At 72.3% G+C, this 14,300-nt stretch carries 13 protein-coding genes; 7 read left to right on the forward strand and 6 right to left on the reverse strand.

The window, feature by feature from the left end; all coding sequences use genetic code 11:
- Window positions 1–162: 162 nt before the first annotated feature.
- Genes C1N71_RS11605 through C1N71_RS11615 form a run of 3 tightly spaced genes read left to right on the forward strand, consistent with a single transcriptional unit; the run spans window position 163 to window position 3,420 of the window.
- A complete protein-coding gene (locus C1N71_RS11605) occupies window positions 163–1,197 on the forward strand; it encodes a Bug family tripartite tricarboxylate transporter substrate binding protein (protein ID WP_137756551.1) in 1,035 nt (344 codons plus the stop codon).
- Window positions 1,194–1,748 carry a tripartite tricarboxylate transporter TctB family protein gene (locus C1N71_RS11610; RefSeq protein WP_137756552.1) on the forward strand — a complete coding sequence of 185 codons (555 nt, stop codon included), beginning with the start codon at window positions 1,194–1,196 and terminating at the stop codon, window positions 1,746–1,748. The genes C1N71_RS11605 and C1N71_RS11610 overlap by 4 nt, the downstream gene beginning before the upstream one ends.
- Window positions 1,741–3,420 (forward strand): tripartite tricarboxylate transporter permease, encoded by a 1,680-nt coding sequence (locus C1N71_RS11615; protein WP_137756553.1) that lies wholly within the window; start codon window positions 1,741–1,743, stop codon window positions 3,418–3,420. The genes C1N71_RS11610 and C1N71_RS11615 overlap by 8 nt, the downstream gene beginning before the upstream one ends.
- Window positions 3,421–3,475: 55 nt before the next feature.
- Here the strand turns inward: C1N71_RS11615 and pdxH are convergent, their stop codons facing one another.
- The 3 genes from pdxH to C1N71_RS11630 form a co-directional block, all read right to left on the reverse strand.
- Window positions 3,476–4,117 carry a pyridoxamine 5'-phosphate oxidase gene (pdxH, locus tag C1N71_RS11620; protein ID WP_137756554.1) on the reverse strand — a complete coding sequence of 214 codons (642 nt, stop codon included), beginning with the start codon at window positions 4,115–4,117 and terminating at the stop codon, window positions 3,476–3,478.
- A 377-nt stretch (window positions 4,118–4,494) separates the two neighbouring features.
- The gene (locus C1N71_RS11625) at window positions 4,495–6,897 is read right to left on the reverse strand and encodes an ATP-dependent helicase (protein ID WP_175414198.1); all 2,403 of its coding nucleotides are present in this window, start codon (window positions 6,895–6,897) and stop codon (window positions 4,495–4,497) included.
- A gap of 185 nt (window positions 6,898–7,082) precedes the next feature.
- Window positions 7,083–8,090 (reverse strand): glycerophosphodiester phosphodiesterase family protein, encoded by a 1,008-nt coding sequence (locus C1N71_RS11630; protein WP_137756555.1) that lies wholly within the window; start codon window positions 8,088–8,090, stop codon window positions 7,083–7,085.
- A 126-nt stretch (window positions 8,091–8,216) separates the two neighbouring features.
- Here C1N71_RS11630 and C1N71_RS11635 point away from each other — a divergent pair, with 126 nt between their 5' ends.
- The 4 genes from C1N71_RS11635 (at window position 8,217) to C1N71_RS11650 (ending at window position 11,790) form a co-directional block, all read left to right on the forward strand.
- Window positions 8,217–9,182, forward strand: coding sequence for a Bax inhibitor-1/YccA family protein (locus C1N71_RS11635; protein WP_137756556.1), 966 nt, complete (start codon window positions 8,217–8,219; stop codon window positions 9,180–9,182).
- Window positions 9,183–9,354: 172 nt separating this feature from the next.
- Window positions 9,355–9,678, forward strand: coding sequence for a DUF7882 family protein (locus C1N71_RS11640; RefSeq protein ID WP_137756557.1), 324 nt, complete (start codon window positions 9,355–9,357; stop codon window positions 9,676–9,678).
- A 100-nt stretch (window positions 9,679–9,778) separates the two neighbouring features.
- Entirely contained in the window at window positions 9,779–10,237 is a 459-nt protein-coding gene (locus C1N71_RS11645) for a hypothetical protein (protein ID WP_137756558.1), read from the forward strand.
- A 41-nt stretch (window positions 10,238–10,278) separates the two neighbouring features.
- A complete protein-coding gene (locus tag C1N71_RS11650; RefSeq protein WP_217496067.1) occupies window positions 10,279–11,790 on the forward strand; it encodes an SDR family NAD(P)-dependent oxidoreductase in 1,512 nt (503 codons plus the stop codon).
- A 1-nt stretch (window position 11,791) separates the two neighbouring features.
- On the opposite strand, the gene C1N71_RS11655 is transcribed toward C1N71_RS11650, so the two are convergent.
- The 3 genes from C1N71_RS11655 to C1N71_RS15150 form a co-directional block, all read right to left on the reverse strand.
- Window positions 11,792–12,190, reverse strand: a complete 399-nt coding sequence (locus C1N71_RS11655) for a VOC family protein (RefSeq protein ID WP_137756560.1) — start codon at window positions 12,188–12,190, stop codon at window positions 11,792–11,794.
- Between the two features lie 339 nt (window positions 12,191–12,529).
- Complete coding sequence (locus tag C1N71_RS11660; RefSeq protein ID WP_217495994.1) at window positions 12,530–13,828, reverse strand: RNA polymerase sigma factor; 1,299 nt, start codon at window positions 13,826–13,828, stop codon at window positions 12,530–12,532.
- Window positions 13,825–14,256, reverse strand: a complete 432-nt coding sequence (locus tag C1N71_RS15150; protein ID WP_217495995.1) for a YciI family protein — start codon at window positions 14,254–14,256, stop codon at window positions 13,825–13,827. The genes C1N71_RS11660 and C1N71_RS15150 overlap by 4 nt, the downstream gene beginning before the upstream one ends.
- Window positions 14,257–14,300: the final 44 nt, after the last annotated feature.

Genomic DNA, 14,300 nt, shown 5'->3' on the forward strand with positions numbered 1-14,300 from the left:
TAGGCCCGAACGGCAGTCGCGGCGCACTCCGGTCGCGGACCGAAACGACCGAAAGCACGGCTTTTGCACGCAAGCCGCCGCACGAGCGTCCGCGTCCCTATGGTCGCCGAAGATCGCGACCCGGCACGGCGCCGGGCGCTCGACGATGAGAGGCGATCACCGATGACCGACGACGCTCAGACCACCCGCCTGCGGCGCACCCTCCTGATCGGGGCCGTGGGCCTCACGGCCGTGGCCCTCGCCGCCTGCTCCTCGAGCACCGGCGGCGGATCCGGCTCCGGCGACGGCGCGCCCGGCGCCATCACGACGCTCGACGTCATCGCCCCGGCCGACCCCGGCGGCGGCTGGGACCAGACGGCGCGCGCCGTCTCGGCCGCCCTCACGGGCGACGACCTCGTCGACTCCGCACCCGTGACGAACATCGGCGGCGCCGGCGGCACGGTCGGCCTCGCGAGCCTCGCGACCGAAACCGACTCCACGACGCTCATGGTCACGGGCTCCGTCATGGTCGGCGCCGTCGAGACGAACGCCTCCGAGAACCGCATCGAGGACATGACGCCCATCGCGCGCCTCACCGAGGAGCCCCTCGTCATCGTCGTTCCCGCATCGAGCGAGTTCGAGTCGGTGCAGGACGTCGTGGACGCCATCGAGGAGGACGGCCCGCAGGTCACCGTCACGGGCGGGTCCGCCGGCGGCATCGACCACATCCTCGCCGGCCAGCTGCTCATCGAGGGCGGCATGGACTCCGCCGACGTGCCCACGTCGCTCAACTACATCGCCAACTCCGGCGGCGGCGAGGCGCTGACGATGCTGCTCGGCGGCACCGCCATGGTCGGCATCTCCGGCGTCGGCGAGTTCGCCGAGTCCGTGCAGTCCGGCGACCTCCGGGCGCTCGCGGTGTCGTCCGAGGAGCCGGCGATCGCGCTGCCCGACGTGCCCACGCTGCAGGACGAGGGCATCGACCTCGCCATCACGAACTGGCGCGGTCTCCTCGCGCCCGGCGGCATCAGCGACGAGGAGCGCCAGGCGCTCGTCGACGTCGTCACCGAGATGCACGGCTCGAGCGCGTGGACCGAGGCGGTCGAGACGAACGGTTGGACCGACGCGTTCCTCACCGGCGACGAGCTGCAGACCTTCCTCGAGGAGGACATCGCCCGCACGCAGGAGACGCTGCAGACGATCGGCCTCACCTCGTGACCGCCGAGGCCGGCGCACCCGCCCAGGATGCGCCGGCCTCGCCCCGAGTGCTCCCCGCGGCGCACCGGGTCGAGGCCATGGTCGTCGTCGGCGTCGTGATCGCCCTCGCGGTCGCGTCGCTCGTGCTCACGACCCAGATCCACCAGAGCGGGCAGGCGACGACGCTCGGCGCCCGCGTCATCCCCTACGTCGTCGGCGGGCTCCTGCTCGTGTCCGGCGTTGGCGTGCTCATCGGCCAGCTGCGCGGACGCTACGGCGAGCCCGACGAAGGCGAGGACGTCGACCTCGAGCACGGCACGTCGTGGATCACGATGGGCGTCATCGCGCTCGCGTTCCTGTCGCTCGTCGTCACCATCCCCTTCCTCGGCTGGCCGCTCGGCGTCACCGTGCTGTTCGCCGCCGCCGCCATCGCGCTCGGCGCGAAGCGCTGGTGGGTCGCGGTGCTCGTCGGCCTCGGCCTCGGCGTCGTGAGCCAGCTGCTGTTCGGCACCCTCCTCGGCCTCTCGCTGCCCGCCACGGGCACCCTCACCTCCTGGATCCCCCTTGGATAGCCTCGGCCTGCTGCTCGAGGGCTTCGCGACCGCCGCGCAGCCCGTCTACCTCCTCTACGCGCTGCTCGGCGTCTTCGTCGGCACCGCCGTCGGCGTGCTGCCCGGCATCGGCCCCGCCATGACCGTGGCGCTGCTGCTGCCCATCACGTACGCGCTCGAGCCGACGGCGGCGCTCATCGTCTTCGCCGGCATCTACTACGGCGGCATGTACGGCGGATCGACGACGTCGATCCTGCTGAACACGCCCGGCGAGTCCGCCTCGATCGTCACGGCCCTCGAGGGCAACAAGATGGCGCGCGTCGGCCGTGGCGCGGCAGCGCTCGCGACCGCGGCGATCGGCTCGTTCATCGCCGGCACCATCGCCACGGCGCTCCTCACCCTGCTGGCCCCCACCGTCGCCCGCTGGGCGGTGTCGCTCGGCCCGCGCGACTACTTCGCGCTCATGATCGTCGCCTTCCTCACCGTCGGCGCCCTCTTCGGCTCCAGCGTCTGGCGCGGCCTCGTCTCGCTCGCGCTCGGCCTGCTCATCGGCCTCGTCGGCGTCGACTCCATCTCGGGGCAGTCGCGCTTCACGCTCGGCATCCCGCAGCTCACCGACGGCATCGACGTCGTGCTCGTCGCCGTCGGCCTCTTCGCCCTCGGCGAGGCGCTCTACGTCGGCTCCCGCCTGCGCTCGGGCGCGATCCCGATCATCCCCATCACGCGCGGCTGGCGCACCTGGATGCGCCGCTCCGACTGGGCGCGCTCGTGGCGGCCGTGGCTGCGCGGCACCGCGATCGGCTTCCCGATCGGCACGATCCCCGCCGGCGGCGCCGACGTGGCGACGTTCCTGTCGTACGCGACCGAGCGCGGGCTCGCGAAGGGCGAGTACAAGCAGCAGTTCGGCAAGGGCGCCATCGAGGGCGTCGCAGGGCCGGAGTCGGCGAACAACGCCGCCGCCGCCGGCGTGCTCGTGCCGCTGCTCACGCTCGGCATCCCGACGACGGCGACCGCCGCCATCATCCTGTCCGCGTTCCAGACGTACGGCATCCAGCCCGGCCCGCGCCTGTTCGAGTCGCAGGGTCCGCTCGTGTGGGCGCTCATCGCGAGCCTCTACATCGGCAACGTCATGCTGCTCGTGCTGAACCTGCCGCTCGTCGGGCTGTGGGTGAAGCTGCTGCAGATCCCCCGCCCCTACCTGTACGCCGGCATCCTCGTGTTCGCCGGGCTCGGCGCCTACGCGGCGAACTTCACGACGTTCGACATCGTCGTGCTGTTCATCCTCGGCGTCATGGGCTTCTTCATGCGACGCCACGGCTTCCCCGTGTCCCCGCTCGTCGTCGGCGCCATCCTCGGCCCGATGGCGGAGGAGAAGCTACGCCAGGCGATGCAGCTCGGCGTCGGCGACCCCGTCTACCTCGTGCAGTCGCCGTTCGCGGTCGTCGCGTACGTGCTCGCGATCGTGATCATCGGCCTGTCGCTGTGGCTGCGACGTCGCAGCGCCCGCTTCGAGGCGCGCCTCGCGGCGGAGACCGAGGCCGCGTCGACGGAGGCGATCGCGACGATCGACGAGGCGATCGAGAGCCACGAGCCGCATCCGCAGCCGGAGCGCGGCGCGCTGTCGACGACGTCGATCCCGACGGCGCGGCGGCGGAGGTTGGGGCGTCGAGGCGAGGACCCGCCTGCGGAGTGAGGGTCGCTGCGACGCGCCCGCTGCGGACCTCGAGCCGCGGCGGGCGCGTCGTGCGTCAGGGCTGGAGGCGCTGGACGGCCCAGCCGTCCGCGGTGCGGGCGTAGACGAGGCGGTCGTGGAGGCGCGAGGTGCGTCCCTGCCAGAGCTCGATGCGATGCGGTCGCACGCGGTAGCCACCCCAGCGCGCCGGGCGCGGCACGTCGGCACCCTCGGGGAACGCCGCCTCGACCTGCGCGACCTTCGCCTCGAGGGCGGCGCGCGAGGCGATCGGCTGCGACTGCTCGCTCGCGGTGCCTGCGATGCGGGAGCCGTGCGGCCGCGACGCCCAGTACGCGTCGGACTCGGCGTCGTCGACGAGCGAGACCTCCCCGGTGACGTGCACCTGGCGATGCAGCGAGTACCAGGGGAAGAGCAGGGTCGCGATCGGGTGCGCCGCGAGCGCGCGACCCTTGCGCGACGACCGGTCCGTGTAGAACACGAAGCCGTCGGCGTCCACCGCGCGCAGCAGCACGGTGCGGCTCGTGGGCGTGCCGTCGGCCTCGACGGTGCCGAGCACCATCGCGTTCGGCTCGTAGACGCCCCGCGCGGCCGCCTCGGCGAGCCACGACTCGAACTGCGCGATCGGATCGGCGGCGACGTCCGCCTCCTCGAGGCGCTCGGAGCCGTAGTCGGTGTGGCGGGCGAGCGGATCGGTCACGCCCCGACCCTAGCCACTCTCCCCGATAGCGACCCCCGCGTCCTGCGCCCGCCGGACGACGCCGCGCCCGACTGCACCCCTCGCCCGCCCATCCCGCTCCGGCCCCGTCGGCATGCGACCCGCCGAGCACGGCCGCGCGAAGCCGCCACGGCCCGTGACGCGCGCGCAGCCCACCCCACCCCCGCCCGGCACACCCGCTCGACCACCCAGTGGTCCCCCGCGCCCATCGATCCGCGAGCGAAGCGACGGGGATGGCCGGGATGCGCAGGCATCGGGTCTGGCGGGAGCTCGCGCTAGCGAGCGGGGGACTGCGCATCCCGGCCGTCCCCGTCGCGCAGCGGGACCGAAGCCAACCCAGGACCGCGCGCCGAGACCGCCTACAGCTTCGAGATCGGCGCGATCTTGATCAGCAGCCGCTTCTTCCCGACCGCATCGAACTGCACCTCCGCGACCCGCTTCGGCCCCGCACCCGTGACCGCGGACACGCGGCCCTCGCCGAAGTCCTTGTGGCGGATGCGGTCGCCGGGCACGAGCTCGAGGTCGGAGTTGTCGCGCACCTCCGCGATGGTGTTCGGGAAGGCCTTCCTCTCGCCGGCCGGCAGCGCGTCGGGGTAGCGCGAGCCGGAGCGGCCGCCGAGGCCTCCCGTGCCGAGCGCGCCCTGGCGCGCGCCGCCCTGACGGGCGTTCAGCGCTCGCGACTGCGATCCGCCGCGGCCGTTGACGAAGCCGGGCGACTGGCGCCAGTCGATGAGCTCGGCCGGGATCTCCTGCAGGAATCGCGACGGCATCGCGACGGTGACCTCGCCGAACTGCGCGCGCGTCATGGCGAGCGAGAGGTAGAGGCGCTTGCGGGCGCGCGTCACGCCGACGTAGAAGAGGCGGCGCTCCTCGGCGGGCCCGCCGGGCTCGTTCGCCGAGATGCGGTGCGGCAGCAGGTCCTCCTCGACGCCCGTGATGAACACGGCGTCGAACTCGAGGCCCTTCGCGGTGTGCAAGGTCATGAGCGACACCTGCCCCTCCGAGTCGTCGAGCTCGTCGGCGGCGGCGACGAGCGCGACCTCGGTGAGGAAGTCGATGAGGGAGCCCGACGGGTTCGCCTTGCGGAACTCGCGCGTGACGGCGATGAGCTCCTCGACGTTCTCGGCCCGCGCCGCGTCCTGCGCGTCGGGCGAGGCGCGGAGCTGGTCGAGGTAGCCGGTGCGGCCCATGAGGTCGGCGAGCACCGTGCCGGGATCGGGGTTCTCGGCGTTCGTGTGCGCGTCGAGCAGGGCGGAGAGGTCGCGGATCGCGCCGGTGACCTTCGGCCCGAAGCCGAGCTCGTCGACGCGGCGCATCGCGTCGCGCAGCGTGATGTCGTGCTCGTCGGCGAACGACTGCAGCGCCGCCTCCGTCGCCGGCCCGATGCCGCGCTTGGGCACGTTGAGGATGCGCCGGAGGCTCATCGCGTCGTCGGGGTTCGCGACGGCGACGAGGTAGGCCATCGCATCCTTGATCTCGGCGCGCTCGTAGAACTTCGTGCCGCCGATGACCTTGTACGGGATCGCGGAGCGGATGAGGATCTCCTCGAGCGCTCGCGTCTGCGCGTTCGTGCGGTAGAACACGGCGATCTGCGACCACGGCATGCCCTGCGTCTGCAGCGACACGATCTCGTCGGCGACGAACTGCGCCTCGTCGTGGCCGGAGTAGCCGGTGTAGCCGACGATCAGCTCGCCATCGCCCTCGTCGGTGAAGAGGTTCTTGTCGCGCCGGTCGAAGTTGTTGCGGATGACGGCGTTCGCGGCGGAGAGGATGTGCTGCGTCGAGCGGTAGTTCTGCTCGAGCAGCACGACCTTCGCGTCGGAGAAGTCGCGCTCGAACTCGACGATGTTGCGGATGTCGGCGCCGCGGAAGGCGTAGATCGACTGGTCGGAGTCGCCGACGACCGTGAGCGACGCGCCGGGGATCTCGCCGCGCTGGTCGGGCAGCGTGCCCGGCGGCACGGGCTGCGTGAGCTCGCGGATGAGGGCGTACTGGGCGCGGTTCGTGTCCTGGTACTCGTCGACGAGGATGTGACGGAAGCGCTTGCGGTACAGCGCGGCGACGACGGGGAAGGCGCGGAAGAGGTAGACGGTCTGCGCGATGAGGTCGTCGAAGTCGAAGGCGTTCGCGCGGCGCAGCTCGTGGTCGTAGCGGCGCCAGATCTCGAGGAAGGCCTGCTCGCGCGGGTCCGAGAGGTTCGCGGTCTCGCGGTAGGAGTCGACGTCGTGGAGGTCGTTCTTCGCCTTCGAGATCTTCGCGGCGGTGCCGCCGGGCGTGAGACCGAGCGTGTCGGCGCCGGAGTCCTTGATGAGCCGCTTGACGAGCGCGCGGGTGTCGCCGGAGTCGTAGATCGTGAACGACTGCTTGAAGCCGAACTGCTCGGCCTCGCGACGCAGGATGCGCACGCACGCCGAGTGGAAGGTCGAGATCCACATGCCGCGGGCCTCGTCACCGATGAGCGACGAGACGCGCTCGCGCATCTCGCCGGCGGCCTTGTTCGTGAACGTGATCGCGAGGATCTGGCTCGGCCACGCCTCGCGCGTCGACAGCAGGCCGGCGATGCGGTGCGTCAGGACGCGGGTCTTGCCCGAGCCGGCGCCGGCGACGATGAGCAGCGCGGGACCGCGGTGCAGCACCGCCTCGCGCTGCGGCGGGTTGAGGCCCTCGAGCAGCGCCTCGTCGACCTCGGGCGCGCCCGAGCCGCCGCGCCCGATGGGCGTCGGCACGAGCAGGGCGTCGTCGAGCCCCCACAGATCCGTCATGACGGCTCCAAGCCTACGGGCGACCGCCGACGCGCCGCGCCCGAGACCCTGCTGCTCGGCGTACGCCATCAGCTGGTCGAGGAGCGCGCGAGCCGCCAGGCGAGCACGCGTCACGAGACCACGCGAGCGCCGCACCCGCCCGGCCGCGCGCGCATGGCCGCGCCGGGGATGCAGCCCCGCGCTCCTCAGCGCGCCCGGCCGGTGCCGGAGGCGTGGTCGGCGGCGAAGACCGCGAGGTCGGGGTGGTCGGCGAAGATGCCGTCGAGGCCGGCGCCGATGAGCACGTCCCACTCCTGCATCCATGCGCCCCACTGCGAGGCGAGCGGTCCGCGGCGGAAGGCCTTGGCGAGGAAGCGGTTCTCGGGGCGGAGCGTCCAGGCGAAGACCTGGAGACCGGCGGCGTGGGCGCGGTCGACGAGGTCGGTGGCGCGCACGCCCTCGCGCCCGTCCTGCAGCAGCGTGCGCTTGTCCACGCTGACGCCGTCGAAGCCCTGCGCCGCGATGGCCGCGAGCCCCTCGTCGGTGCGCTGGGACGCGTACGTCGGCGCCGCGGACCCGAGGGACGCGACGGCGTCGGCCGGCGCTCCGCCCTCCTCCAGCAGGTACACCCAACGCGCCGCGACGTCGCGCGCGCGCAGCCTGCGCAGCACGTCCTGCTCGAACGACTCCACGACGAGCCGCTCGGGCGTCGACGCCCACCCCCTCGCTCGGAGCTCGCTTGCGACGAGCTCGTCGAGCGGCAGGCCGATGGAGGCGAAGTACGTGGCGTGCTTGACCTCGAGGACCATCTGCAGCCCGGTCTCGTCGAGGATGTCGAGCAGGTCCTGCAGCCTGAGGATGCCGAGCTGCCCGTCGAAGGTCGCCGACGCCTGGCGGATGCGCGGGAGCCGCTCGCGCACGGCGAGCTGCGACAGCTCCTCCCAGGTGAAGTCCTCCGTGAACCAGCCGGTGAGGGTCTCACCGTCGATCTCCTTCGTCGTGCGCCGGGAGAAGAACTCCGGCCGCGCGGCGACGTCCGTCGTGCCGGAGATCTCGTTCTCGTGGCGCAGCACGAGCACGCCGTCGCGCGTCGCGACGACGTCGGGCTCGATGGCGTCGGCGCCGAGGCGGGCGGCGAGGCGGTACGCCTCCTCCGAGTGCTCCGGGCGGTGGCCGCTGGCTCCGCGATGGGCGACGACGAGAGGCCTGCTCACGCGCCCAGGCTAGCCGCGGCGACGCCGCCGTGCGCCGGCGGCGAACGGCCGCACGGTCACAGCGAATCCATGGCGTCGCTGGCTACCCTGGTGCAGGACTTCCCATCCCGAACAGGAGTGCACACCATGGCCGGCTTCGGCTTCTCGAACTCCCCCGCCTTCTCGCGGGACCCGCAGCGCGCCGCGCAGCTGCAGCAGGACGGCGCGTACGTCCCGGGGCAGACCTACGCGCCCCAGCAGGGTCAGGGCATGCAGCAGCCCGGCTTCCAGCAGTACGGCCAGCCTGCGCAGCAGGGCTACGGCCAGCCCGGGTACGCGCAGCCTGGCGCGCCCACGCCCGAGCAGCTGGGGCAGATGTACGACCGCCCGGCGGCGACGCCGACCGACACCGGTCGCCTCACATACGACGGCGTCATCATGAAGACCGTCGTGACGCTCGGCGCCGTCGCGCTCGCGTTCGTCGTGCAGATGGGCCTCTTCCTCACGGGCAACGGCACGATCATGCAGGGCCTCATGTGGGTCGGCCTCGTGGCCGGTCTCGTGCTCGGCCTCGTCAACGCGTTCAAGCGCGAGCCGAGCCGTGCGCTCGTGCTCGCGTACGGCGCGGCGCAGGGCCTCATGATCGGTGGCCTCAGCGTGCTGCTCGAGTTCGGCTTCAACGGCCAGTTCTCGGGCATCATCCTGCAGGCGCTGCTGGGCACCGCGTCGGTGTTCGCGGCGACGCTCGCGCTCTACGCCTTCCGCATCGTGCGCGTCACGCCGAAGTTCACGCGGTTCTTCTTCATCCTGCTCATCGCCTACTCGCTGTTCGCGCTGGTGAACTTCGTGCTGCAGATGACGGGCGTGACGCAGGGCATGTTCGGCCTGTACTCGGCAGAGATCGCCGGCATCCCGCTCGGCCTCGCGCTCGGCCTCCTGGCCGTCGCGCTCGGCGCCTACTCGCTCATGCTCGACTTCAACAACGTCGAGATCGGCGTGCAGCGCGGCGTGCCCGCGAAGTACGGCTGGCAGGCGGCCTTCGGCATCACGGCCACGATCATCTGGCTGTACGTCGAGATCCTGCGCCTCATCGCGATCCTGCGCAGCAACTAGCGCAGATCGACGCGACGCCCCGAGCCATCGGCTCGGGGCGTCGTCGCGTTCCCATGGATCCGGCATGAGCGCCAGCGGAATGGTTCGATTTGTAGTTTGCTAGATGAACTAATGATATGTTCGTCGAACGAACTACTCGCAGCACCCTCAACCGCTCGACGAAGGAGCACCCATGGGCACCATGCACTACGGCAACGATGAAACGGGCATCGCGATCGACGACGAGACACTCGCCCACGTGGCTGCGGTGGTCGTCGCGAAGCTGCGCCGTCGTGAGCCCTTCCTGCTCACGACCGTGTCGGCGGGCGGTCGGGAGTCGGTGTGGATCCACGACGCCAGCACCCTGCGATGGACGTACGGCGCCGAGGCCAACCCCCAGCTCGACAAGGCGCGCCTTGAGGCGATGGTGCGCGACACCAACCGCCCGACCGGACTGACGGTCGAGAGCCTCGGTCGTCCGCTCGCCGCGGTCGACCGCCTCGCGGTCGCAGCATGAGGCGCCGACCCGCGCCCGTCGCGAGCGCCTGGAGCTCCGTAGGAGCGGTCGTCCTGCATCCCGTGCGTCCCGACCCCGCCTCCGACCCGTCGCCGCGGTCGTGACGACCGCGCTGCACGGACCGCTGCAGGCGGCGTCGTCGGAGCTCTCGACGCTCGTGGAGCGTGCGCAGGCCGTCACGCGCCGGCTGCTGCTCGCGATGCTCGAGCTCGACGACGACGCGCTGGCGGCGCCGGCCGCGCGGGGCGCGACGCGCCGGCACGTGCTGGCCCGCTGCGTGCTCGAGAGCGAAGGCACCGCCCGCTCGCTCGGGCTCGACGTCCCCCATTCGTCGATCGAGGTGCTGCGACACGGCGCGCTCGTCGAGGTCGTGGACGCCGTCACCACGTCCCTCGGATCGGCGTTGGCATCGCTCACCTCGCTGCCGCCGGGCTCGGGGATGCACGCCGCGGTGGGGATCGCTCGCGAGCACCTCGCGACGCTCCAGGAGACGCTGGAGGACCTCGCGATGCCGCAGTCGGGCGCCGCGCAGCGGGACGAGGAGACCGTCGCGGTCTGAGGCCGCCGTCCCGCCGGTCGCGTCGGCGCGACTACCCTCGACTGGTGCCCGATCGCGACTCCCGGCCCACCGGCATCGACCCCGCCGACCTCGCCGTCGCGCTGCGCGTGCTCGAGGAGGCGCCTCGGCTCGCGCAGGACGACCCCGACCTCGTCGCGCTCAAGCGTGCTGCGTGGCTGCTGCAGAAGCGGCTGAAGAAGACCCGCCGCGACGAGAAGACCTGGGCGGAGCGCAAGGCTGATCGCGCGGTGCTCGAGGCGACCGCGACGGGCTCGCCGATGCGGATCGACGACGAGACGAAGGGCATCCCGCTCGTCTCCGCGGCGCAGGGCGCCTTCGCCGGCGAGCTGCGCAAGGCGCGGGGCTGCTACGTCTGCAAGCGCGAGTACACCCTCGTCGACGCGTTCTACCACGGGCTCTGCCCCACGTGCGCCGCGCGCAGCCATGCGAAGCGCGACCAGCGCACCGACCTGACGGGTCGGCGGGCGCTGCTCACGGGCGGGCGAGCGAAGATCGGCATGTACATCGCGCTGCGGCTGCTGCGCGACGGCGCGCACACGACGATCACGACGCGATTCCCGAAGGACGCGATGCGTCGCTTCGCGCAGATGGACGACGCGAGCGACTGGATCCACCGTCTGAAGATCGTCGGCATCGACCTGCGCGACCCGACCCAGGTCATCGCCCTCGCCGACGACGTCGCCGCGGCCGGGCCGCTCGACATCCTCGTGAACAACGCGGCGCAGACGGTGCGCCGCTCCCCCGGCGCCTACTCCGCGCTCGTCGAGCAGGAGTCCGCGCCGCTGCCCGCCGATCTCGCGCTGCCGGAGATGACGACGTTCGACGGCATCTCGTCGGTGCACCCCGCGTCGATCGCCGGCGCCCTCGACCACCACGCGACGCCCCACCACGAGGGCGAGTCGCTCGAGCACGCCATGGCGGCGCAGACCGCGGCGTCGATGACGGCGCTCGCGCTGCGTGCCGGCCATGCGAGCCTCGACGCACACCTCGCCGGCACGGCGGTCGACGCCGGCGGCCTGCTGCCCGACCTGCAGACGACGAACTCGTGGACGCAGACGGTCGAGCAGGTGGATGCGCTCGAGATGCTCGAGGTGCAGCTGTGCAACGCGACCGCGCCGTTCCTGCTGGTCTCACGGCTGCGCGCGTCGATGCGCGCCGCGATCCAGGCGGGCGCCCGCCGCGCCTACGTCGTCAACGTGTCGGCGATGGAGGGCCAGTTCGGCGGACGACGCTACAAGGGCGCCGGGCATCCGCACACGAACATGGCCAAGGCGTCGCTCAACATGCTCACGCGCACGAGCGGGCCCGAGATGTTCGAGACCGACCGCATCCTCATGACCGCCGTCGACACCGGCTGGATCACCGACGAGCGTCCGCACCAGGAGAAGCTGCGCATCGCCGCCGAAGGCTGGCACGCGCCGCTCGACCTCGTCGACGGGGCGGCTCGCGTCTACGACCCCATCGTCCGCGGCGAGGCCGGCGAGGATCTCTTCGGCGTCTTCCTCAAGGACTACGAGCGAGCGCCCTGGTAGGTCACTGATCGCGCGACGAGAGCACGCAGAACTCGTTGCCGTCGATGTCGGCGAGCACCGTCCACGTCACGTCCGGCCCCTGCCCCACGTCGACGCGCGTCGCGCCGAGGGACTCGAGGCGAGCGATCTCCGCCTCGCGATCGTCGCTCGTGTGCGGTGCGAGGTCGATGTGGAGGCGGTTCTTCGTCGTCTTCTCGTGGTCGACCCGCACGAACACGAGGCCGGGCGGCTGCCGATGGAACGGCAGCGACGCCGAGAGCTCCTCCGCCCAGCGCGGGATCGCGACGACCTCGTCGTCGGCCTCGTAGATGACCTCCCAGTCGAGGGCCTCGGCCCACCAGTGCCCCAGGCGGGCGGGATCGGTGGTCTCGACGACCACGGTGTACCAGCGCAGCGGCATGGCTGCTCCCTTCGTCGCCCCCGACGGTAGCCCCCGCCTCCGACGGCGTCGAGGGTGAGGCCTCCGGACGCCGCTGCTCAGACCGCTCTCCCCTCCCGCTCGCGCTGCCCTCCCAACCGCTCCCTTCCCGCTCGCGCTGCCCTCCCAACCGCTCCCTTCCCGCTCGCGCTGCCCTCCCAACCGCTCCCTTCCCGCTCGCGCTGCCCTCCCAACCGCTCCTTGAGGTGCGAGCGCAGCGAGCCTCGAAAGGTGCACCACGGCGATCGAAGGGAACCCTTCGAGGCTCGCTTCGCTCGCACCTCAGGGGACGAAGGGATGCGTCCGACCGGTTGGGCGGCCTCAGCGGGTCGTCGCTGCCTTCGCCAGCAGCACCGCGCGCTCGGACGCGTTGCGCGTGCGCCGCGCCGCCTCCTCGAGCGCCTCGCGAGCCTCCTCGACGCGGCCGAGCCTCGCGAGCAGCTCGCCGCGCACGGAAGGCACGAGGTGGTGGTCGGCGAGGCGGCCGGATGCCTCGATGGCGTCGGCGATCGCAAGCCCTGCCGCGGGTCCGTCGGCCATCGCGACGGCGACGGCGCGGTTGAGCTCGACGATCGGCGAAGGACCGGCGGCGAGCAGGCCGTCGTAGCAGTCGACGATCGCGTGCCAGTCGGTGTCCTCGAAGCGCCGTGCGATGGCGTGCTGCTCCGCGATCGCCGCCTGCTGCGCGTAGACCCCGCGACCGATGCGCAGGGCGTCGGCACGGGCGAGTGCGGCCCTGCCTCGCTCGATGGCGCTGCGATCCCAGCGCGTGCGGTCCTGATCGGCGAGCAGCACGGGCCGGCCAGCCGGATCGACGCGCGCGGGCATGCGCGCGGCCGTGAGCTCCATGAGGGCGAGGAGCCCGTGCACCTCGGGCTCGCGCGGCAGCATCGCCTGCAGCGCGCGGCCGAGCCGCAGCGCCTCGCGCACGAGATCGGCGCGCACGGGGGCGTCGCCCGCGGAGGCGGCATGGCCCTCGGTGAAGACGAGGTAGATGCACGCGAGCACGGCCGGCAGCCGCTCGGCGAGCGCGTCGGCCTCGGGCAGCTCGAACCTCGCCCCGGAGTCCGTCAAGGCGCGCTTGGCGCGCACGATGCGCTGCTGGATCGTCGCGGGCGCGACGAGGAAGGCGGCGGCGATCTCGTCGGTCGTGAGGCCTGCGACGGTGCGGAGCGTGAGCGCGACGCGCGCCTCGGGTCCGAGCACGGGATGGCAGGCGATGAGCATGAGCCGCAGCTGGTCGTCGAGCGACGACTCGAGGTCCCACGGCACGGCGTCCGCCGCCTCGCGCTGCTCGAGCTCGAGGTCGTGGCCGATGGATGCGACGCGTGCGTCGAGCCGCTCGCGGCGCCGCCAATGGTCGATGGCCTTGCGCTTGGCGACGGCGGTGAGCCAGGCGCCGCCGTTCGCGGGCACGCCTTCGACCGGCCACTGACGCAGCGCATCGGCGAGCGCCTCCTGCGCGAGGTCCTCGGCGAGCGCGAAGTCGCCGACGTGGCGCGTGAGCGTCGTGACGATGCGGCGGGCCTCGATGCGCCACACGGCGCCGACGGCACGACGCGCCGCATCCCCGGCGGCGCCGTCGCCTGCCGGGGATGCTGCGCGGTCGCGGCCGGTCACGCCTGCTCGGCGGCCTTCCGCTCGGCGTCGGCGCGCCACTCCTGCTCCTTCTGGATCCACTCGTTGTCGGGGTCGAAGTCCGACTCGTCGGTGACGCGGCGCACCTCGAGCTTGGATCCGGGGCCGAGCGGGCAGCGCTTCGCCCACTCCGCGGCCTCCTCCTTCGACGACACCTGCAGGATCCAGAAGCCGTTGAAGAGCTCCTTGATCTCGCCGTAGGGGCCGTCGGTGACGAGCGGCGGCGTCTCGTCGAAGTCGACGACGAAGCCCTCCGAGGCGTCGGCCAGGCCGTCGCCGCCGATGAGCACGCCCGCCTCGATGAGCGACTCGTTGTAGCGGCCCATCGCCGCGATGATCTCGTCGAAGTCGAACTCCTTCGACGCCTCGATCGCCTCGGCGGTGCTGCGCATGATGAGCATGTACTTCATGGTTCCGATCCTCTCGGGTGCGGGGCCGCTCGGTCGACCCTCTC

Origin of the sequence: Agrococcus sp. SGAir0287 (assembly GCF_005484985.1) — a bacterium.
GTDB lineage: Bacteria > Actinomycetota > Actinomycetes > Actinomycetales > Microbacteriaceae > Agrococcus.

Coding starts and splice junctions, on each gene's coding strand:
- C1N71_RS11605 (WP_137756551.1), top strand. CDS start 163: ATGACCGACGACGCTCAGACCACCCGCCTGCGGCGCACCCTCCTGATC.
- C1N71_RS11625 (WP_175414198.1), bottom strand. CDS start 6,897: ATGACGGATCTGTGGGGGCTCGACGACGCCCTGCTCGTGCCGACGCCC.
- C1N71_RS11635 (WP_137756556.1), top strand. CDS start 8,217: ATGGCCGGCTTCGGCTTCTCGAACTCCCCCGCCTTCTCGCGGGACCCG.
- C1N71_RS11640 (WP_137756557.1), top strand. CDS start 9,355: ATGGGCACCATGCACTACGGCAACGATGAAACGGGCATCGCGATCGAC.
- C1N71_RS11655 (WP_137756560.1), bottom strand. CDS start 12,190: ATGCCGCTGCGCTGGTACACCGTGGTCGTCGAGACCACCGATCCCGCC.
- C1N71_RS15150 (WP_217495995.1), bottom strand. CDS start 14,256: ATGAAGTACATGCTCATCATGCGCAGCACCGCCGAGGCGATCGAGGCG.